Source organism: Pseudomonas sp. LP_7_YM (assembly GCF_004364435.1).
GTDB lineage: Bacteria > Pseudomonadota > Gammaproteobacteria > Pseudomonadales > Pseudomonadaceae > Aquipseudomonas.
Genome location: NZ_SOCT01000004.1, coordinates 142,210 through 162,609, shown reverse-complemented (window position 1 = coordinate 162,609; position 20,400 = coordinate 142,210). Strand labels below are relative to the sequence as shown.

The 20,400-nt window shown below is 59.1% G+C and carries 16 protein-coding genes; 7 read left to right on the top strand and 9 right to left on the bottom strand.

Features of this window, described 5'->3' with window-relative positions; genetic code table 11:
* Window positions 1-52: 52 nt before the first annotated feature.
* The 7 genes from accC to EC915_RS12450 all read right to left on the bottom strand — a co-directional run bounded on the left by accC (window position 53) and on the right by EC915_RS12450 (window position 8,694).
* On the bottom strand, window positions 53-1,417 hold the full coding sequence (accC, locus tag EC915_RS12480) for an acetyl-CoA carboxylase biotin carboxylase subunit (RefSeq protein WP_133750841.1): 1,365 nt from the start codon (window positions 1,415-1,417) through the stop codon (window positions 53-55).
* Between the two features lie 16 nt (window positions 1,418-1,433).
* A complete protein-coding gene (accB, locus tag EC915_RS12475; RefSeq protein ID WP_133750840.1) occupies window positions 1,434-1,883 on the bottom strand; it encodes an acetyl-CoA carboxylase biotin carboxyl carrier protein in 450 nt (149 codons plus the stop codon).
* 80 nt (window positions 1,884-1,963) lie between these two features.
* Window positions 1,964-2,416: a type II 3-dehydroquinate dehydratase gene (gene aroQ / locus EC915_RS12470; RefSeq protein ID WP_133750839.1), complete on the bottom strand. Its 453-nt coding sequence runs from the start codon at window positions 2,414-2,416 to the stop codon at window positions 1,964-1,966.
* A gap of 153 nt (window positions 2,417-2,569) precedes the next feature.
* Window positions 2,570-4,375, bottom strand: coding sequence for a protein-disulfide reductase DsbD (locus EC915_RS12465; RefSeq protein WP_133750838.1), 1,806 nt, complete (start codon window positions 4,373-4,375; stop codon window positions 2,570-2,572).
* 229 nt (window positions 4,376-4,604) lie between these two features.
* Window positions 4,605-6,263, bottom strand: a complete 1,659-nt coding sequence (locus EC915_RS12460) for a diguanylate cyclase (protein WP_133750837.1) — start codon at window positions 6,261-6,263, stop codon at window positions 4,605-4,607.
* A gap of 228 nt (window positions 6,264-6,491) precedes the next feature.
* Complete coding sequence (locus EC915_RS12455; RefSeq protein ID WP_133750836.1) at window positions 6,492-6,992, bottom strand: Bro-N domain-containing protein; 501 nt, start codon at window positions 6,990-6,992, stop codon at window positions 6,492-6,494.
* 391 nt (window positions 6,993-7,383) lie between these two features.
* Window positions 7,384-8,694, bottom strand: coding sequence for an ankyrin repeat domain-containing protein (locus EC915_RS12450; RefSeq protein ID WP_133750835.1), 1,311 nt, complete (start codon window positions 8,692-8,694; stop codon window positions 7,384-7,386).
* Window positions 8,695-9,058: 364 nt separating this feature from the next.
* Here EC915_RS12450 and EC915_RS12445 point away from each other — a divergent pair, with 364 nt between their 5' ends.
* Window positions 9,059-10,978 carry an SET domain-containing protein-lysine N-methyltransferase gene (locus EC915_RS12445; protein ID WP_166650975.1) on the top strand — a complete coding sequence of 640 codons (1,920 nt, stop codon included), beginning with the start codon at window positions 9,059-9,061 and terminating at the stop codon, window positions 10,976-10,978.
* Between the two features lie 126 nt (window positions 10,979-11,104).
* On the opposite strand, the gene EC915_RS12440 is transcribed toward EC915_RS12445, so the two are convergent.
* Entirely contained in the window at window positions 11,105-11,608 is a 504-nt protein-coding gene (locus tag EC915_RS12440) for a BRO family protein (RefSeq protein WP_133750833.1), read from the bottom strand.
* A gap of 445 nt (window positions 11,609-12,053) precedes the next feature.
* Here EC915_RS12440 and EC915_RS12435 point away from each other — a divergent pair, with 445 nt between their 5' ends.
* From EC915_RS12435 to EC915_RS12410, 6 genes are all read left to right on the top strand, one after another.
* Window positions 12,054-13,145 (top strand): DUF2333 family protein, encoded by a 1,092-nt coding sequence (locus EC915_RS12435; RefSeq protein ID WP_133750832.1) that lies wholly within the window; start codon window positions 12,054-12,056, stop codon window positions 13,143-13,145.
* A gap of 3 nt (window positions 13,146-13,148) precedes the next feature.
* Window positions 13,149-13,694: an NUDIX hydrolase gene (locus EC915_RS12430; protein WP_133750831.1), complete on the top strand. Its 546-nt coding sequence runs from the start codon at window positions 13,149-13,151 to the stop codon at window positions 13,692-13,694.
* Window positions 13,695-13,858: 164 nt separating this feature from the next.
* Window positions 13,859-14,230, top strand: a complete 372-nt coding sequence (locus EC915_RS12425; protein ID WP_133750830.1) for a translation initiation factor Sui1 — start codon at window positions 13,859-13,861, stop codon at window positions 14,228-14,230.
* A 181-nt stretch (window positions 14,231-14,411) separates the two neighbouring features.
* Window positions 14,412-16,325 (top strand): arginine decarboxylase, encoded by a 1,914-nt coding sequence (speA, locus tag EC915_RS12420; RefSeq protein ID WP_133750829.1) that lies wholly within the window; start codon window positions 14,412-14,414, stop codon window positions 16,323-16,325.
* Window positions 16,326-16,624: 299 nt separating this feature from the next.
* Window positions 16,625-17,845 (top strand): contractile injection system protein, VgrG/Pvc8 family, encoded by a 1,221-nt coding sequence (locus EC915_RS12415; RefSeq protein ID WP_133750828.1) that lies wholly within the window; start codon window positions 16,625-16,627, stop codon window positions 17,843-17,845.
* A 59-nt stretch (window positions 17,846-17,904) separates the two neighbouring features.
* On the top strand, window positions 17,905-18,780 hold the full coding sequence (locus tag EC915_RS12410) for an alpha/beta hydrolase (RefSeq protein WP_133750827.1): 876 nt from the start codon (window positions 17,905-17,907) through the stop codon (window positions 18,778-18,780).
* 35 nt (window positions 18,781-18,815) lie between these two features.
* Here EC915_RS12410 and EC915_RS12405 read toward each other — a convergent pair whose 3' ends face one another.
* Window positions 18,816-20,153 (bottom strand): MATE family efflux transporter, encoded by a 1,338-nt coding sequence (locus EC915_RS12405; RefSeq protein WP_133750826.1) that lies wholly within the window; start codon window positions 20,151-20,153, stop codon window positions 18,816-18,818.
* Window positions 20,154-20,400 lie beyond the last annotated feature (247 nt).

Here is a 20,400-nt window from a genome sequence, read left to right as displayed (position 1 = left end):
CAACAAAGCCGCTCGAAAGCGGCTTTGCGGGTCTGTCTCACTTCTGGGCTGATCAGTGTTTCTCAGCGGCCAGTTTGTGTTCCAGGTAGTGGATGTTGACGCCGCCTTTGCAGAAGCCTTCATCACGGGTCAGATCGCGGTGCAGGGCGATGTTGGTCTTGATTCCGTCCACCACGATTTCGTCCAGGGCATTGCGCATGCGAGCCATGGCTTCGTCGCGATCCTTGCCCCAAGTGATCAGCTTGCCGATCAGCGAGTCGTAGTTCGGAGGAACCGCATAGCCACTGTACAGGTGCGAGTCGACGCGAACGCCGTTGCCGCCCGGAGCGTGGAAATGCTTGACCGTGCCAGGGCTCGGCATGAAGGTGCGCGGGTCTTCGGCGTTGATCCGGCATTCCAGCGCATGGCCGTGGATCTGCACGTCATCCTGGGTGTACGACAGCTTGTTGCCAGCGGCGATGCTCAGCATCTCTTTGACGATGTCGATCCCGGTGACCATCTCGGAAACCGGATGCTCGACCTGAACGCGGGTGTTCATTTCGATGAAATAGAACGCGCCGTTCTCGTACAGGAACTCGAACGTACCGGCACCGCGATAACCTATGTCGACGCACGCCTTGACGCAACGGGCCAGCACTTCAGCACGGGCCTTTTCGTCAATGCCGGGAGCCGGCGCTTCTTCAAGCACCTTCTGGTGGCGGCGTTGCAGCGAGCAGTCACGATCGCCCAGGTGAATCGCGTTGCCCTGGCCGTCGGACAGCACCTGAACTTCCACGTGACGTGGGTTGGTCAGGAACTTCTCCAGATAGACCATCGGGTTGCCGAACGCTGCACCCGCTTCGCTGCGAGTCAGCTTGGCCGAAGAGATCAGGTCTTCTTCCTTGTGCACGACACGCATGCCACGACCACCGCCGCCGCCAGCGGCCTTGATGATCACCGGATAACCAACCTCGCGGCCGATACGCAGCGCTTGGACTTCGTCTTCAGGCAGCGGGCCTGCGGAACCCGGAACGGTCGGAACGCCCGCCTTGATCATCGCGTCCTTGGCCGAAACCTTGTCACCCATCAGGCGAATGGTTTCAGCGTCCGGGCCGATGAAGGCAAAACCGGATTTCTCGACCTGCTCGGCGAAGTCGGCGTTTTCCGCGAGGAAACCGTAGCCGGGGTGAATAGCGTCGGCGCCGGTCACTTCAGCTGCAGCGATGATATTGGAGACTTTCAGGTACGAGCTTGTGGCCAGTGGCGGGCCAATGCAGATGCTCTCGTCCGCCAGTTTCACGTGCATCAGCTCGGTGTCGGCCGTGGAATACACGGCGACGGTCTTGATGCCTTGCTCTTTGCAGGCCCGCAGGATCCGCAGGGCGATTTCACCGCGGTTGGCGATCAGAACTTTTTCCAACTTCGCAGGTTTCAACATCGTGGCTCTCCGCAGTTCAAACGATGGTGAACAGCGGCTGGTCATACTCAACCGGCTGGCCGTCTTCGACGAGGATGGACTCGATCACGCCGCTGGTTTCGGCTTCGATGTGGTTCATCATTTTCATCGCTTCGACGATGCACAGGGTGTCGCCTTTCTTCACGGTCTGGCCAACTTCAGCAAACGCTGGCGAAGTGGGCGAAGCCTTGCGATAGAAAGTGCCGACCATTGGCGAACGCGCGATTGTGCCGTTCAGTTTCGGTGCGGCAGGCGCTTCTGCGCCAGCGGCGGCCGGTGCAGGGGCGGCGGCAGGCGCGGCAACCGGAGCCGGCGCGTAGTACTGCTGTGCTGGAGTCTTGCTGTGACGGCTGATCCGTACGGACTCTTCGCCTTCACGGATTTCCAGTTCATCGATGCCGGACTCTTCCAGCAATTCGATCAGTTTCTTGACTTTACGGATATCCATTAATCATCAACTCCCAAGGGACGGTCAGGGGTATTCGGGTAGCCGTTCAGGCCGCGTGGCTCAGTGCGAGACTGTGCCGTTCACGCCTTCGAACGAGTGGCCAGTTGTTCCAGGGCAGCCTCCAGGGCCAGTCGGTAACCGCTGGCGCCAAGGCCGCAGATCACGCCTACAGCGACATCTGAAAAGTAGGAGTGATGGCGGAAAGGTTCGCGCTTGTGCACGTTTGACAGATGCACTTCGATGAATGGGATGCTCACTCCCAGCAACGCGTCACGTATTGCGACACTTGTGTGAGTAAAAGCAGCCGGATTGATCAGGATGAAGTCCACGCCCTCATCGCGAGCAGCATGGATGCGGTCGATCAATTCATACTCGGCATTGCTCTGCAGATACATCAGATGGTGACCGGCTTCGCGCGCACGCGCTTCCAGATCCTGGTTGATATCGGCCAACGTGATCGAGCCATAGATCCCCGGTTCACGGGTGCCCAGCAGGTTCAGGTTAGGTCCGTGGAGAACCAGAAAAGTCGCCATTGTGCGTTCCTTGTTGTGTGCCTTTTCGACGCTCGCAAACGGGTGCGAGCCGGTAATGCGCAGCGACTATGCCGGAAACCACATTGGACTGTCCAGTTACCGACAATACTCGGCACGATGACCGATGTTCGCGAAAAGTTTGTGACTAACCGATCAAATTTGGTCATTTGCTCTAGAAAGACGCTCTGCGAAGGCCTCGACGTCGATTTCGCCGACGACGCGCGCAGTTGTCAGCTCATTCCCGTCTTTTCCGAAAAAAAGCAAGGCGGGCGGCCCGAAGAGTTTGTACTTGTCCAGCAGCGCGCGTTGTTCGCCATCACTTTCGGTCATGTCGAAACGGATCAGACGAAAGCCGCCGAGTTGACTGACAATTTTGGGATCGGGCAGCACCTCATGTTCGATCACCTTGCAGCTGATGCACCAGTCCGCATACCAGTCCACCAGCACCGGTTTTCCGCTGTTTTTCGCGTCGGCGAGGATCTGGTTCAGTTGCGCAACCCGGGTCACCGTCTGCCACTGCTGCGATGAGGCGTTGCCGGATGGACTGACAGCTTGCGTGCCCGGTGTCCGCCCCAGCGGTCGCAGCGGGTCGGTCTGGCCAGTGAATGCGCCGTACCAGCAGGACAGCGCGTAGACCAGTAAAAACAGGCCCAGCAGTTGTGCGAGCCGCCCGCGGGTGGTTTTCACAGTGAATTCCAGTGCGCCAAGGAACAGCGCGACACCCGCCCACAGCAGTCCGATCAACAGCAAGGTGATCGGGCCCGGAATCACTCGGCTGAGCAGCCCAATCGCCAGCGCCAGCAGCAACACGCCGATGGCGTTCTTCACGGTGACCAGCCAGGCGCCGCTTTTCGGCAGCCAGGCCGCGCCGCCCGTTGCGACCAGCACCAAAGGCGCGCCCATGCCCAGCCCGAGGGCGAACAGCTTCAGCGCGCCGCCCAGCGCATCGCCGCTGGCGCTTATATAAAGCAGAGCGCCCGCCAATGGGGCGGATACGCAAGGAGAAACCAGCAGGCTCGACACCACGCCCAATACCGCAGCGCCCCACAAGGATCCGCCCTGGGTATTGCCAGCGATACGGTCCAGACGCTCGTTGAGTGCGCGCGGCAGGCGTAGTTCGAAGGCGCCGAACATGGCAATGGCGAACACCACGAAGAACAGCGAAAACGGCACCAGCACCCACGCAGATTGCAGTCGCGCTTGCAGGTTCAGGCTGGCGCCGAACAGGCCCATCAGTGCGCCCAGTGACGCAAAGCAGACCGCCATCGGCAGCACGTAAGCCAGAGAAAGCGAGAAGCCACGCAGCCCACCAATCTGGCCGCGCAAGACGACACCGGACAGGATCGGCAGCATTGGCAGTACACACGGGGTGAAGGTCAGACCGACGCCTGCGAGAAAAAACAGCGCCAATTGTTTCCAGCTGAACGGCGCTTTGTTCGCTGTTGTTTCGGGGGCCACACTTGCTGCTGGCTGGCCTGTGCCGTCGATGTTCAGGCGTTCGGTTTCCGGCGGGTAACACAGGCCCTTATCGGCGCAGCCCTGATAGGTCACCAGCAACGTGAAGGGGCGGTTGTCGGTGGCTTTTCGCGGCAGGCTAACGTCGAGAATGCCGTGGTACACCTCGACATCGCCAAAATACTCGTCATGCTTTTTCTCGCCATCGGGCAACTGCGCCGCGCCCAGGCCGATGTCGGCGGGTTCGGTGCGAAACTGAAAGCGATGGCGATACAGGTAATAGCCTTCGGTAGCGATGAACTGCAGCTTGATCGATTCGGCAGAGGCGTCGATCAGGTTCAGCTGAAACGCCTGGCGTACCGGCAGGAAGTCCTTGCTGTTGTCGCTGGCCGAGTTGCCCAGTGTCGAGCTGCCTGGAAAGGGGCCTGGCCGACTGTCCAACAGACTTGCGCTGAATGCGGGCAGGGCAAGGGTCAGCAATATCAGACAAAGCAGGCGGCGCATGGCGGTCTCGCATCACAAAAGTGCGCGCATGATAGCGCAGGGTTTGCGGGGATGCAGGCGGACCGAATCTCGCGGACACAGAATGGCCTGTGGGCGCACGATTGCTCGCGCAGGCGGCAGTCGATTTTCAGCGGTGCTTGAGAACCGCCGTCAATCTTCGCCAGCACGCTCGCGCCCACAGGTCACTGGATGTTGGGGGCTTAAAACGTGGCATGAGGTCCCACGTGGACTAATCGACATCCACCGGCACCTGCCTGATGGCCAGCATCAAGTCGTCATGCAGCGTCTGCACCTGATTGCGCCCGGCCTTTTTTGCGCGGTACAGCGCGTCGTCGGCCTGGGAGGCCATCATCAGGGCGTCGTCCCCCGCGCCCAGTTCAACCACGCCGGCGCTGAAAGTGCAGAACAGGTCCACAGGCTGCGCTGGGTAGTGGATTTCGGCGAAACGACGGCGGATTTCGTCGAGCACGCTGTAGGCTGATTTCAGATCGGTGTCGGGCATGACCACCGCGAACTCCTCGCCCCCGTAGCGACCGATGTAGTCGGTCTTGCGCAGACGCTGCTTGAGGAACAGCGCCAGACTCTTGATCACGCGGTCGCCCATGGGATGACCGTGACCATCGTTGACCTTCTTGAAGTGATCGATGTCCAGCATCACGAAACTCAACGGCTTGTTTTCCCGGCGTGCGCGGAAGCTGCAATCTTCCAGCAGCTGCAGGATATGCGTGTGGTTGTACAGGCCTGTCAGGCTGTCGCGCACCATCCGCGCCTTGAGACTGCGCGCGCGAGCGGCGCGGTTGCGTACCGTGGTGATCAGGTGCCGTGGCTTGATCGGTTTGGTGAGGAAGTCGTCGCCGCCCTCGCTCATCGCATCGAGCTGTTTATCCAGATCGTCTTCGGCTGACAGATAAATGATCGGCACGCTGACGTAACGGTCATTGTGCCGAATCACCTTGGCCAGCTCAGTCCCGGTGCAGCCGGGCATGTACATGTCGAGGATGATCAGATCCGGTTGAAATTCAGCCAGCTCGGACATGGTCTTGATCGGGTCGAACAGGGTGCGCGTCACGATCCCTGCGTTATTGAGCAGCCGCTCGGTGTGCGTGGCCTGGGCGCGCGAGTCGTCAATGATCAGCACTTTATAAGGCTCGTACTGAGCGACCCGGGTCAGGATTTCGATCTTCTCAAGCAAGCTCGACGCTTCCAGCGTGCCGGTTAGAAACTCTTCACCCCCGGCACGTACTGCCGCCAGCCGTGTCGGCGTATCGGTTTCCTGATGGCTGAAGAAAAGCAGCGGCAGTTTCTGCTCAAGACCCTCCTGCATCTTGGCGGCGAGCTTCAAGCCTTCGCCGGGGCCGCCAAAATCCACGTCCATGACCACCGCTGCCGGAAGGCGCTCGGCCAGTGTGGCGTGAAAATCCTTGGGATTAGCCAGCGACTGCGCGCTCAGGCCAAAGAACTCCAGCTGCTTGGCCAGTCGCTCGCCCCGTTCGTGATCCTGCAGCATCACGTAAATGGGTTTACGCAGGGGCGGCAGGGAAGTCTGCTCCAGCCGATCGCTTTGCCGCAGACCGGTGCGCGACAAGCGTTGCATCAGACGATTCAGGTCGGTGATCAGCGAACTGCTCAGGCGACCACGGTTGGATTCCACTTCCTGCAACGATTGACTGATGCCGCGAGCCAGCTGCGCGTGTTCGGGCTGTTCGAAGCGTTCGGCAAAACGCAGCAGGCGCTGATTGGACTCACTGAGTTCTTCCAGGTCCGCAGCCGACCATTCGCTTTGGTGCAGGCGCTGCCAGACCTCCAGGATCTGGCGGGCCTGGTGGATGACGCGTTGGGCGAAATGGTGTTTGAGACGGTCTCGGCTCGGATCTTGTGCTTCAGTCATGTCCTGGCTACTTATCGGGAAAACCCTGATAAAAATGATGGCGCTATGCTACCACCTCTTCCGCCGCGCAAGTGAGTCGCAAGTCATTTTGTTGGCATTTTTTCGTGAATGTTTGCGCCAAGTTTCTGCCTTATCCCGCTTGTTGCACGCTTTAGTCGACAGATGCCGGGGGCTGATACTAGGGGAATGGATGAGTATTTTGAAAGCCATCAGGGTGAACCCGAGTATTCAGCGTCCAGACCACCCGCGCTTTACCTTCTCCCACCATCCCTCACCGGAGCGCGTTTGCAGCAGGTGGGGCATGTCTCGCAAACGAATCCACGCTTCATCCTGCCAGTGCATGACACTCAAGCTAGCCGAGCCCCATTTCAGCAGGTTCGGTGCAGGTGCATTGTTCAGGGCTGGAACGCGTTGGTCGTGCAGCATAGGCAACACCTGATAGGTCAGCCACTTGCGGGTAGGGTGGTGAGTAGCGTTGCCGTGGTAGACGAGCAGGGCATAGACCGCCGATTCGCTGACCATCAACGTGGTCTCGATTTCGCCGTAGTAACGCAGCGGAATGTGACGACGCTGATCGGCGCCGAGCTTTTTGGTGATGCGCTCTTCGAAGAACATGCCCAGAAAACGGCCCAGGTCACGGGCGCAGAACCAGGCCTGGCGTTCGAGGACGAGGGCATGCAGTTTGAGGTTGTGGCGGGTGAAAACGAGGGGTTCGTAATGCTCTTCCATGTAGCGTCTGTCCTTGAGGGCCAAGGGGTGGGCGTCGGGAGCTAAGAACACCGTAAACAAGTGCCGGCATATTTCCCCGGAGGGTCTTGTATTAGCCGACTCCCGACATGACAGACGTGCAGAAGTGTATCGCGCCTGCGAAAAACTAACGTTTATCGCAGGCGCAAAAGTACCGCTGTATTTCTATCGTGGCGGGTAACGGTTTACTGAGTTCTTAGGCTCGGGGCGGATTATCCGGGCGTCGGTTCTGCGGCACAATCCGACAGATGTAGGGGGTTTGCACAATTAATGTAACCAAACACTGCAACACATTGCTCCTCAGTCACATCCTCTGGCCGCTGCGTCGTACCGAAACGTGTCCGACCTGTCTGGTGTTCAATTCCGGTCTTTATTACGCCAGATAGGCGCGCAAATCTTCGCTGCGCAGTTTTGCATTGATTTGCTGCAGCGTACTCAAGGGCTGGTTTGCCAGCGCTGTATGTGCGTCTTCTGGCAACAGGCGCGAGGCCTGAGCCAGGATTTTTTCGCGAAACTGGTTACGCTGAGCGGGGGGCAGGTAATCAGCCTTGGTTCCTGCCTCTTTCACCCGCACCAGCAGGTCATCCGCAAGTGAGGTGCCCTTGACTTCACACCCCAGAAACAAGGTGGCAAGGTCTGCCAGACTGCGCACTTCCAGCTCTTTGAGTCTGCCCCCCTCGGCACTGCCGGACAGTGGATGGTCGTTATCCTGGTAGGAGTACTGTTTGGAAGCGTTGCCCATAGGGGCGCTAACCGAATGAGACGAAAGATTTCTGACTTTCTCGAAGCCCAAGACCATGGGCACCACCGTCCCCTGATTGAGCAGGCTTAAATACGGTGCTTTGCCATTCTCCAGCGAGTTGCGCAGCTCGCTGGCCGACTGCTTGTAAAAACTTTCCAGCTCTTTGCCGCGCAGCGTACGGTCGGGGCTGCCTTCGAAGGTCAGCGTCATTGTTTCTGGCAGTTTCAGCGCCTTGACGCTTTCTTCGAACGGCTTGTTCAGCAGCGGTCGGGCACCCCCCTTAACAATGATGGAGTGGTGAAGGAAGGCTTGCAGCCAGGTCGCCCCTTCGCTCTGGATCTCGGCCGGGTTTTTAATGCCCAGTGTCACGGGCCTGAATGACAGTGAAAGCGCCAGGCCTTTGTCCAATGAGGACTCTATGATCTGTGTCAGGCGATGCTGTTGGGCCCGTGAGTTCGCACTGGAGGAGAAAGAGCTCGCGCCGCGCGAGTAGCTTCGCGCTTTTGTACGCAGGTTTTCCCGGGTCGTTGTATCGCTGGCGCTCTCAGGTGTTCGGTCTGAGAAGAACACCCGGCCATTCAACGATTGCGCGCCCCCCTTGGCATCGTTGACGCCCCCCTTCAACGCACCCGTGGTGAGTATTTCCAGGCCCCACGGGGAACCATGCAAGGCTTCGGGCTTCATGTAGCCCGCCGGGGCGGTGGGATTGAGCGATTGCAGCAACGCCGAGCGCAAGCCCGAGCGTGTGCGCTCGTCGATACCGCGCATGGTATCGAGCACGTCCATGGGTGAGCGACGCGAGTGGTCCAATGCATTCGCGCGCTGGCCTTCTTTGCGCGCTTGCAGCACGCGCTCGCTATCGTGGCTAGCTAGCGCAGCATGAATGGGCTCATTGGCCTGCGGAGGAATAAAGGGGCTCGTACCTGGCCTGATGGGGGTCATAACGTGGCAACTCCAATAAATGCATGGAGCTGAGTGGTAGGGCTGCCTGATCGGTTCCACGCCTGGATCGGCCATCGCCCCTTACTCGTTCGAGGAAGAACGTGGTGGCTGTCGATGTCAGGCAACGACCACGGTCACCAACACATAAAGATGCCTGGCGTTCGAGGATCAGGGCGTGCAGTTTGTGGCAAAGCTGTGCTGTTTTTGGCGCGCTTTGGAGGTCATTGATTATCTTGCCCACTCCTTCTTGAATCAGGGCCAGACTTAACTACGCTTTGGATTGAGATAAGTTTAATCGTCGCATATCTGAGCAGTAATGCTACATGGATCCGTGAATCTGCAACGACCCAGGGAGGGTTGGCTGATGACGATCAAAAAGATTGCGGTGCTAACGAGTTCTTATGAACATTCAAGTTTGCCAACAAAAGAGTGGGATCCAGCGGCAAATGTCGCACGCTTCTTTACCCAGGCCGAAGTCAGCTATCACGACATTCATAAGGCGACTGCGATTCAACAGGTGACAAGGATCGCGGGCAGCGGATTCGATCTGATAATCAATCTATGTGATGGCAGCTTCGATGGTGACACCGCAGGTGTTGAGGTGGTGCAAACCCTGGAGCGTTTTAACACTGCATTTACCGGCGCCTCCAGCGCCTTTTATGACCCCGGCCGAGTGGCCATGAAAATGGCTGCTTCGTCGGCAGGCGTCAGTGTTCCTGGCTATATGGATGCAAAATGCCTGGCGGATGTTTCACAGGCGGCTGCTTCTCTTTCATTCCCGCTTATCGTCAAACACCCCAACAGTTACAACAGTATTGGTCTGACGCCCGACTCCAGAGTCGTCACTGCTGAGGCATTGCAACGCCAAGCGCTGAAAATGATTCAAGCGTATGGCGGCGCGCTCATCGAAGAATTCATCGAGGGTCGTGAGTTCACGGTATTGATCGCAGAGCGGCGCAATGCTCAGGAGCTTGCCTGGGCGCTGCCATCCTTGGAAGTGCTGTTTCCCACAGGCGAGACGTTCAAGCATTTCGATCTCAAGTGGAAAGACTACCGGTCACTCGGACACAGCGCCGTGCACGACTGCGCACTTGATCTTCAATTGCAGGATGCCGCGTCGCGAACGTTTTTTGCATTGAATGGAACAGGCTACGCGCGCTGCGATTTCCGTATGTCGGCCAGTGGAGAAATTTTTCTACTGGAGATCAACCCTAACTGCGATGTGTTCTATCCCGAAGGGGCCTATGGCTGTGCGGATGAAATTCTGGCGATGACGCCGGATGGGCACATCCGGTTTGTTGAGCACCTGATTGCGCTCGCGCAAATGCGACGCGAGGCTGGCCGACGTTGCTGGGTGACGCGCTTTGATCGTGAGAATGGATTTGGAATGTTTGCCGTGGCGCCCATCGGGGCGGGGAGTCTGATCAAGCGGCATGAGCAATGTAATCAGGCGATAGTCTCTCAAGATTACGTACATCAGCATTGGCCGTCTTTAGCGCGGCGTTGGTTCGATCAGTATGCCTGGCCGCTAAACGAGGAGGTTTACGCCATCTGGAGCAGCAATCCGCAAGAGTGGTGCCCGATCAACCATTCCTGTGAACCTACGGCATGGCTGGACGGGTTGAATGTGATGGCCCGTCGTGACATCAATCCGGGCGAGCAATTGACGCTTGATTATGCGACTTATTACGGCTCAGCCATGGCCGCCTTCGATTGCCATTGCGACGCCCCGGCCTGCAGGGGCGTGGTATCGGGAAACGATTATTTATTGCCGGAACTGCAAGCGCGCTACGGGGAGCATTTTTCCGCTTTCCTTAAACACGAACTCAAGGGCGCGCAACTGCCTTATAAACTGATGGAAACCCCCTATGGCCTGGGCGTGGCCAGCGGTAGGGCCTGGAGAGAGGGCGATACTCTGTGCAAGGTCGGCTGGGCGAAACAAGGCTCGCACGCCACGCGCTGGACCATTCACTTCGCGCAGGGTTTACATGGCGAGCCGCATCCGCTGGAGCTGCGCTACATCAACCATTCCTGCAACCCAAATGTCTTTTTCGACATTGAGCACAACGTGCTGCGTGCACTGCGCGCTATCGAGCCAGACGAGCCCTTGAGCTTTTTCTACCCCAGTACCGAGTGGTCGATGGCTGAAGCCTTTCAATGCGCTTGCGGCCAGGACAACTGCTGCGGGCGGATTGCAGGCGCTCAGTACCTGTCGGACGCTGAACTTGCGCGTCATCGGCTCTCGCCCCTGATTGAGCACTGCAAACTGCACCGTATCTGGTAACGCGAAGGGCGCGCCGAAGGTCGACGTGCCCCATGCCAGCACCCTGTGACGAATCTCTCAACGGGATGAACGTCGACGCCATCAGATTCACCCAACGGCTCCTGCGCTGTGTTGCCGCAAGCAGACCTAACGCCCTGGCAACCCGCGTCTGATTTTCCCCCACCAGCCAGCTTCCTGCTTACGTGTATGAACCAGGCAGGGCATGTCTTTGAAACGTATCCACAGCTCGTTCTGCCAGCGCATCACGCTTAGGGTGCTGTGCTTCGATTGCAGCAGCGCAGGAACGGGCGCGTTATTAAAGGCAGGAACGTGGCGGTCGCGCAGAACGGGCAACACCTGATAGGTCAACCATTTGCGGATCGGGTCGTGGGTGGCGTTCCCGTGGTAGACAAGCAGGGCGTAGGCGGCCGATTCGCTGACCATCAGCACGTTCTCGATTTCACCGTAGTACCGCAACCGAACATGCCGGCGCTGGTCTGGGGCGAGCTTCTGCGTGATGCGGTTCTCAAAGAACATGCCGAGAAAACGACCAAGGTCACGCACGCAAAACCAGGCCTGGCGTTCAAGGATCAGGGCGTGAAGGGTGAGTTTTTGGCGGGTGAAAACGAGGGGTTCGTAATGCTCTTCCATGTAGCGTCTGTCCTTGAGCGTCAAGGGGTGGGCGTCGGGAGCTAAGAACACCAACAAGAAGTGCCGACATATTCCCCCGAAGGGTCTTGTATTAGCCGACTCCCGACATGACAGACGTGCAGAAGTGTATCGCGCCTGCGAAAAACTGACGTTTGTCGCAGGCGCAAAAGTACCGCTGTATTTCTATCGTGGCGGGTGACGCTTGTTCGAGTTCTTAGGCTCGGGGCGGATTATCCGGGCGTCGGTTCTGCGGCACAATCCGACAGATGTAGGGGATTCGCGCATTTGTTGTAACCGGATGATGCTCTGCAGGCACGCGCGCTCCATGACGCGTATGGAATTGTGGATTACGCAAACGGGTCATCCTTCACATTCCTGCCAAACGCACCTTGCTGTAAGGTTGCGGTCAGAAGCACTGAATTCCGTGATTGAAAAGGACAAGGCCATGCTGGATTGGAAAAAGCGCTCGGGCACTGCGGGCGGGGAGCGTGTTGAGGACAGGCCCGTTGGCAAGGCACCACGTGGCTCCTGGCGTGGGCTGCTGTTCAGTCGCGCGTTGGGCGCGGTCGTCGGCGTCTATCTGGTAGTCACCGTGGTGCTCGGCATCTGGTGGAGCAGCGAGCCGCCGTTGTTTGCGGTCCAGCAGCAGGCTCAGGCTGCGGCCGAGCGTGAAGGTAAGCAGATGGTGATCGGCTACACCACCGTCGAAACCCTCAAGACCGTCGCCTCGACGCTGCTCGATAAGCCCGGCGGCTATATTTCCAACGACCGCTTGCCGCCGGGTATTTGGCTGGACAACATGCCGAGCTGGGAATACGGCGTGTTGGTTCAGGTGCGTGATCTGAGCCGTGCACTGCGCAAGGATTTCGCCCGTTCGCAATCCCAGTCGGCTGAAGATGGCGATCTGGCCCGTGCAGAGCCATTGTTTAACTTCGACAACAAGAGCTGGGTTCTGCCGTCCAGCGAGTCGCAGTACCGCGACGGAATCGCCGCGCTGAGTCGCTATCAGGCTCGTCTGTCCGATCCGAACCAGAAAGGCGCGCTGTTCTACACCCGCGCAGACAACCTGAACAACTGGCTCGGTGACGTAGGCACTCGCCTGGGTTCGCTGTCCCAGCGCCTGTCGGCGAGCGTGGGTCGAGTCAAACTCAACAGCACGCTGAAAACCGAGGCGCAGTCGACCGTCACGGTCAAACCGGGCGAAGTGCCACAGGTCGATGAAGAGATCGTCGAAACCCCTTGGATGCAGGTCGACAACGTGTTCTACGAGGCACGCGGTCAGGCTTGGGCGCTGTCCCATCTGCTGCGCGCCATCGAAGTTGACTTCGCCGATGTGCTGGCCAAGAAGAACGCCACGGTGAGCGTGCGCCAGATCATCCGCGAGCTTGAGGCGTCGCAAGAGCCGATGTGGAGCCCGGTGATTCTCAATGGCAGTCCGTTCGGGATATTCGCCAACCATTCGCTGGTCATGGCCAACTACCTGTCACGCGCCAACGCAGCGGTTATCGATCTGCGTCAGTTGCTGTCTCAGGGCTGACCGGTGTCTGTGTCCGAACAGGAAGCCGCGCACCGCGCCGCTTCCGACGCCGAACTCATCGCTTGGGTCGACCGCCAGGATCAACCGCTTGGCGCTCTGCCCAGGGCCGAACTGCACGAGCGTGGGCTGATCGGGCGCGGCACTTATATTTTGCTGTTCAACACCTCAGGTGAGCTTTGCGTGCACCGCCGTACGCTGAGCAAGGCGATCTACCCCGGTTTCTGGGATGTCGCTGCGGGCGGTATGGTCCAGGCCGACGAGAGCTATAGCGAATCTGCCGCACGCGAGCTTGCAGAGGAACTGGGCGTGGCGGATGTCGAACTCACGGCCCATGAACGATTTTTCTTCGATCAGCCAGGTAACCGGTTGTGGTGCGCGGTATTTTCCGCGGTCTGGGACGGGCTGTTGAAACTGCAGCCTGAAGAAGTGCTGGAGGCGCATTTCCTGAGCATCGAAAAGGTCCTGCTTGATGCCGCCGAGAAGCCTTACTGCCCGGACTCCCTGGCGGCCTTGAAGCGCTATTTGAATAGCGTCGCAAATGTTCCGTAAATTGGCGCGTATTTGCACTTAGCATCCGCTCTTTTTGCCGTTACACTGCGCGGCTTTTCAAAGCCGGACCGTCTTTACGGTCCGGTTGCGCTGCCCCTGCCTGAGTGGGGCTTCGCGGTCGGTATTCGTCGACCAGACTTTGGTCCTCAAAAAGAGGATTCCCTGTGGCCAAAAAAGCCGCATCCTTCGCCGCCCTTGGGGGCCTGGTGTTTTCGACCGACGCTGGCCGGCATTGTCCCGACTGCCGTCAGCCCGTCGATGCCTGTACCTGCAAGCAAACCGTTATCCCCGAAGGCGATGGCATTGCCCGTGTGCGTCGCGAAAGCAAAGGCCGCGGCGGCAAGACAGTGACGACCATCAGCGGCGTGCCTCTGCCTGAGGAGGCACTCAAGGACCTGGCGACTACGCTCAAGCGACGTTGCGGAACCGGGGGGGCGCTCAAGGATGGCGTGATCGAGATTCAGGGCGATCATGTACAGACGCTGCTGGCGGAACTGGTCAAACAGGGTTTCAAAGCGAAAAAGTCCGGCGGTTGAACCGTTCTTCAAATCAGCGTTGGTTTCTCTGTCGGTCAGGCGCCTGCTTACTCAAGCAAACTCTGCTCCGTCTCATGGGTCTACTGCCCATGCGGGTTGGCGCCAAACCGTCATTTCCACTCTATACACTGCACCCGGTCGGTCAGACCGGGGCTTTATGACTTCTATATAGGGGACTTCAATGTCCGTACGACGCACACGCAAAGACGATGGCAGCCAATGGACCGTGGCAGACAGCCGCAGTGTCTATGGAATTCGCCATTGGGGGGCCGGTTATTTCGCAATCAATGAAGCCGGCCGCGTTGAAGTTCGCCCCAATGGGCCTGGCAGCTCGCCCATCGACCTGTACGAGCAAGTAGATGAGCTGCGCAAGAGTGGCCTGTCGCTGCCGTTGCTGGTGCGCTTCCCCGATATCCTGCAGAACCGCGTGCGTCAGCTGACAGGTGCGTTCGACGAGAACATCGCGCGTCTGGAATACCAGAGCAAATACACAGCCCTGTACCCGATCAAGGTCAATCAGCAGGAAGCGGTGGTGGAAAACATCATCGCTACACAGAACGTGTCCATCGGTCTGGAAGCTGGCTCCAAGCCCGAGCTTATGGCCGTGCTGGCACTGGCCCCGAAAGGCGGCACCATCGTCTGCAACGGTTACAAGGACCGCGAATTCATTCGTCTGGCGCTGATGGGGCAGAAACTGGGCCACAACGTCTTCATCGTCATCGAAAAAGAGTCCGAAGTCGAACTGGTGATCGAAGAGGCCGCCGAACTCAAGGTGGCTCCGCAAGTGGGCCTGCGCGTGCGCCTGTCGTCGCTGGCGTCGAGCAAGTGGGCCGACACCGGGGGTGAGAAGTCCAAATTCGGTCTGTCTGCCGCGCAGTTGCTCTCGGTGGTCGAGCGCTTCACCAAAGCCGGTCTGGATCAGGGCATCCGCCTGCTGCACTTCCACATGGGCTCGCAAATCGCCAACCTGGCCGACTATCAGCACGGCTTCAAGGAAGCGATCCGCTATTACGGTGAGTTGCGCAATCTTGGCCTGCCGGTGGATCACATCGACGTCGGTGGCGGTCTGGGCGTTGACTACGACGGCACCCATTCACGCAATGCCAGTTCCATCAACTACGACATGGACGATTACGCCGGTGTCGTGGTCGGCATGCTCAAGGAGTTCTGCGACGCGCAAGGTCTGCCGCATCCGCACATCTTCTCGGAAAGCGGCCGTTCGCTGACTGCGCACCACGCAATGCTGGTGATTCAGGTCACCGACGTCGAGCGTCACAACGATGAAGTGCCGGTCATCGAAGACAAGGAAGGTCTGCCGGAAACCCTGCAATGGCTGATTGACCTGCTTGGGCCGACCGATATCGAGATGGTCACAGAGACCTACTGGCGTGCGACCCACTACATGAGTGACATCGCCACTCAGTATTCGGATGGCAAAATCACCCTCGCGCAAAAGGCCCTGGGTGAGCAGTGCTACTTTGCGGTCTGCCGTCGCCTGCACAACTCGCTCAAGGCGCGTCAGCGTTCCCACCGTCAGGTGCTGGACGAGCTCAACGACAAGCTGGCCGACAAGTACATCTGCAACTTCTCGGTGTTCCAGAGCCTGCCGGACACCTGGGCGATCGATCAGGTGCTGCCGATCATCCCGCTGCATCGTCTGGACGAAGAGCCGATGCGTCGTGCCGTGCTGCAAGACCTGACCTGCGACTCCGACGGCAAGATCAACCAGTACGTCGACGAGCAGAGCATCGAAACCAGCTTGCCGGTTCACGCGCTCAACGAAGGTGAGGATTATCTGCTGGGCGTGTTCCTGGTTGGTGCGTATCAGGAGATTCTGGGGGACATGCACAACTTGTTCGGTGATACCGACTCGGTGAACATTTACCAGAATCAGGATGGCAGCGCGTACTCGGCGGGCATCGAAACCCACGACACCATCGAAGACATGTTGCGCTACGTGCACCTGTCGCCTGAGGAACTGATGACCCATTACCGCGACAAGGTCGCCAGCGCCAGCATCAGCCCGCGTGAACGCACCCAGTACCTGGATGCATTGCGCTTGGGCCTGACGCGGTCTTCCTACCTGTCGTCGTGAGGCAGCAGGTCTGTCGGAAGTAATGCAAGACCTGTGGGAGCGAGCTTGCTCGCGAAGCTAAGGCACGACCAATACATAAGCATTGGATGTTCCCGAGTCTTCGCGAGCAAGCCCGCTCCCGCAGGTGCTTACACCATTCGAATTTCTGACAGATCCAGCGCTCTCCTACAGATTCCCGGCAGGCATGCTATCCATGCCTGTAGGTCATTTCCTGATCTGCATTTACCCCCTCTACTTCGTGCATCTTCTGTTACAGAATCCCGGCCGCCTGAAACTGCTCGCCGAGGACTCACCGCGCCATGCATCCCTTCGATAACGCCCTGCACCTGCGTCTTGACACCCATCGCCCCAAACGCTCATTCGAGGTGTTGACCTGCGAGGGCAGCGAGGCGGCTGATCGCCCGTACACCTTTGAACTCGAGATTCTCAGCCCGACCGGGATTCTGGATGCTCACGAACTGTTGTTCAGCGCCGGTTTTCTGTACGTGATGGGATCGACCTCCGGCATCCACGGCCATATCCAGAGCATCGTGCGCAGCACCACCGAGGTTGCCACGAGCGACCTGTCGCAGCACACGCCGATGCGTTATCTGATCACGCTGGGGCCGCGCCTCGGCCTGATGGCGTACCGGCACAACCAACGCATCTTTCAGGGCATGAATGCCGAACGGATCATCACTCAGGTCCTGAGCGAACACGGCATCGACGAGGGTGCCTTCTTCTGGCACCGCAAGCAGTCCTGCGTGGAGCGCGACTACTGCGCCCAGTATTGCGAAAGCGACCTGCAACTGGTGCAGCGTTTGTGCGAGGAGGAGGGCATGCACTATTACTTCCTGCACACGCGGACCCGACATGTGGTGGTATTCACCGACATCCTGCCAGATGATGTGCTGGTTGAGCAGGCCGAAGAGACAGCGCCCGGGCCTGTGTCCAGACTTAAAACTTTGACGCCTGCGCTCGCGCCAAGAATGTGCATGCAGCGGGCCTGCGTCGTGGGTGGCTTGTTCGAGCCCGCCAGAGTGGACAACAGGGGCCGGCTCAAGGTGCGCTTCGAATGGAGCAATCAGGGTGATGGTGCGCGTTTCAACGACTGCTGGATTCCCATCGATCCGGCATTGAAGCAGCAGGAGCAGGGCTGGTGGGGCGGGATGGAGGTCGTGGTGAGTTTTCGTCACGGTAATCCCGACTCGCCCTACATCAGCGACCGGCTATGGGACCCGGATGTTAACCCCCGCGCACAGCCTGATCCTGCTGCCCTCTCTCGTCGCGTGCTGACCACTCGGATCGACAGGGAGCTGTTTCTGGACGATTCGCAGCAATTCACGGTCGACGATCAAATGATCGTGCGCATGGCCGGGCATGATGAAATGCATTTCCGGGTCGGGGCCAGTCTGGTGACGATCGATTCGAAAAGCATTTCACTCAGCGGCTTGAGGATCATGCTTTCTTCCATTGCCGAGGCGGAAAGTGGCGACGCTGAGAGAAATACCTTGAATTCGAATGACGGGTCGCAGTCGTAATGCCAGACGGCCATTTCCCAGTGCGGCTAGCTGACTGCCACGGCCCCTAGCGAGCGACCATGATCAGAACTGCCTTTCGAATACTTGTTGCAGGCGGCCTGCTGGGCCTGTTGATAGGCTGCTCACCCTTGAAGGTACTCAATGCCTTAACGCCGGGCGGTACGTTCAGCAAGACTGCGGATTTGAGCTACGGCAACGACCCGCGTAACCGGCTTGATGTCTACACCCCCACTGGCGAGCCAGCCAACGCACCGGTGGTGGTGTTCTTTTATGGAGGCAGCTGGAACACCGGTTCGCGCAGCGACTACAGCTTTGTTGGCGAGGCGCTGGCATCGCGCGGGGTCGTCGCCGTGCTGGCCGACTATCGGCTTTATCCACAGGTGCATTACCAGGGTTTCCTCGACGACAGCGCGCGAGCGGTGGGCTGGACTCGCGAACACATTCACCAATACGGCGGTGATCCGGCCCGACTGTATGTGATGGGGCACAGTGCCGGTGGTTATAACGCGGCAATGATCGCGCTGGACCCGAAATGGCTGGCGGCAGTGAACATGAAACCGTCGATGATCAGTGGCTGGATCGGTCTGGCCGGGCCTTATGATTTCCTGCCGGTTGAGAATCCAGAAGTGAAGCCGGTGTTTTTCTTTCCGAATTCGCCTCCCGACTCCCAGCCCATCAACCATGTCAGCGCCGAATCGCCACCGGCGTTGTTGATGGCGGCCCGAGATGACACCGTGGTAAACCCTGCGCGTAATACCGGCGGCATGGCCAGACGCCTGCGCGAGCAAGGGGTGTCCGTACGTGAGCTGTACTTCCCGAGGCCCGGGCATGCAACGCTGGTCGCCGCATTCTCCCGCCCGATGCGCGGGTTGGCGCCGGTGCTGGATGAGGTGGTGAATTTTATCCATGCGCAGGATCAGGTGCTCGTTCGATGACACATGGAAAAACCTGTGAGGGCGTTCGCAATCGGCTAAACGAACCACCCACCACTGCGATTCAGGCGTCTGGCGATAACCCCCAGGGTCAACGCCCGTAGCGCCATAAACAGCAGAAACACCACCCACAACCCGTGATTGCCCAGCCCGCTGGCCAACCAGGCAAATGGCGCAGTGACGAGCGCAGTCAGCACCATGGCATTGCGCATTTCCCGGGCGCGGGTGGCGCCGATGAACAGGCCATCGAGCAGATAGCTCCAGACCGCCACCAACGGCAGAACCGCCAGATAGGGCAAATAAACAAAGGCTATTTCACGTACCTCGGCGATGTTGGTCTGCATGTTGATGAACACATGCCCGGCAAGCAGAAAGAACCCCGCAAATGCCACGCTGCAGATCAGTGACCAGCCGGTAGCGACGTTCAGCGAGCGACGCAATGCCTCACGATCCCGCGCCCCGATGGCATGACCGCAGAGCGCCTCCACCGCATGCGCCAGGCCATCGAGCGCGTTGGCGGTCAGCAGCAGCCCGTTGAGCAGCAGTGCGTTGGCGGCCACGGTGGCATCGCCCAGTCGGGCACCTTGCACCGTGATCAGAAAGAACACCGACTGCAGCAACAGACTGCGAATGAAGATATCGCGGTTGACCGCCAACAACGGCCGCCAGTTGTGCCAGCGTTTAAGCGCGACCAGCATCAGGTGGCCGGGGTAATCGCGCAGGCCTTTGCGGGTCAGTGCCAGGCCCAGCAAGGCGCCGATCCATTCTGCGACGACCGAAGCCCGGGCGCTGCCCACCACACCCCAGTCCAGCCCGAGCACAAACCACAGGTTGAGCGCGATGTTGACCAGGTTGGTGGTCAGCAGAATCGCCAGAGGTGCCCGCGCGTTTTGCAGCCCCAGAAACCAGCCCACCAGCGCATAGCTGGCCAGGGCCGCAGGCAGGCCGAGCAGGCGCGTGTGGAAGAAGTCGCGGGTCAGGTCGGTGAGGTCGGGCGAAGGCTGCATCATTTGCAGCGCCAGATGCTGGAAGGGCAGGCCGATCAGACCTAGCAACAGCGCGAAACCCAGCGCCAGTAACAGCCCCTGCAAGAGCACTTGTCGCAGCGCCGTTCCGTCCTGGCGCCCCGCCGCCTGAGCCGCGAAACCGGTGGTGCCCATGCGTAGAAAACTCATCGCCCAGGCCAGAAAGCTGTACAGCGTGCCGCCGACTGCGACCGCTCCAAGCTGATGGGCATGGGGCAGATGGCCTATGACCGAACTGTCGACCAGTGAAACCAGGGGTACGGAAATATTCGACAGAATCATCGGCGCGGCCAGCGCCCACACCTGTCGATGAGCGACGCGCTGGCGCCAGTCTGTGAAGAAGTTAGACATGAAGACTCCTGCGCAAGGGGCGGCATTGTAGCGAACAGATCGCAGGCCTGATGCAAACTTTATGACCGACACCCATCGGCCTTCGACTCTGCCCGCAGGGCGTGAGACTCAGGGTTCCGCACCCTGAGGGCAGAGGTACGCACTGCATGGCTCGCCCTGCGAACACGCCCACAAACTCACGGTCGATGTGCGCGCTGCATTTTATGATCGCGATTGCGATGCTATAACTGCTGCTCTCCAAACCACT

Excerpts from the sequence above, each read along its gene's own strand:
- EC915_RS12410 (WP_133750827.1), top strand. The coding sequence starts at position 17,905 with ATGATCAGAACTGCCTTTCGAATACTTGTTGCAGGCGGCCTGCTGGGC.
- EC915_RS12415 (WP_133750828.1), top strand. The coding sequence starts at position 16,625 with ATGCATCCCTTCGATAACGCCCTGCACCTGCGTCTTGACACCCATCGC.
- aroQ (WP_133750839.1), bottom strand. The coding sequence starts at position 2,416 with ATGGCGACTTTTCTGGTTCTCCACGGACCTAACCTGAACCTGCTGGGC.
- EC915_RS12440 (WP_133750833.1), bottom strand. The coding sequence starts at position 11,608 with ATGGAAGAGCATTACGAACCCCTCGTTTTCACCCGCCAAAAACTCACC.
- EC915_RS12435 (WP_133750832.1), top strand. The coding sequence starts at position 12,054 with ATGCTGGATTGGAAAAAGCGCTCGGGCACTGCGGGCGGGGAGCGTGTT.
- EC915_RS12445 (WP_166650975.1), top strand. The coding sequence starts at position 9,059 with ATGACGATCAAAAAGATTGCGGTGCTAACGAGTTCTTATGAACATTCA.
- EC915_RS12405 (WP_133750826.1), bottom strand. The coding sequence starts at position 20,153 with ATGTCTAACTTCTTCACAGACTGGCGCCAGCGCGTCGCTCATCGACAG.
- speA (WP_133750829.1), top strand. The coding sequence starts at position 14,412 with ATGTCCGTACGACGCACACGCAAAGACGATGGCAGCCAATGGACCGTG.
- EC915_RS12465 (WP_133750838.1), bottom strand. The coding sequence starts at position 4,375 with ATGCGCCGCCTGCTTTGTCTGATATTGCTGACCCTTGCCCTGCCCGCA.
- accC (WP_133750841.1), bottom strand. The coding sequence starts at position 1,417 with ATGTTGAAACCTGCGAAGTTGGAAAAAGTTCTGATCGCCAACCGCGGT.
- EC915_RS12455 (WP_133750836.1), bottom strand. The coding sequence starts at position 6,992 with ATGGAAGAGCATTACGAACCCCTCGTTTTCACCCGCCACAACCTCAAA.
- EC915_RS12460 (WP_133750837.1), bottom strand. The coding sequence starts at position 6,263 with ATGACTGAAGCACAAGATCCGAGCCGAGACCGTCTCAAACACCATTTC.
- accB (WP_133750840.1), bottom strand. The coding sequence starts at position 1,883 with ATGGATATCCGTAAAGTCAAGAAACTGATCGAATTGCTGGAAGAGTCC.
- EC915_RS12450 (WP_133750835.1), bottom strand. The coding sequence starts at position 8,694 with ATGACCCCCATCAGGCCAGGTACGAGCCCCTTTATTCCTCCGCAGGCC.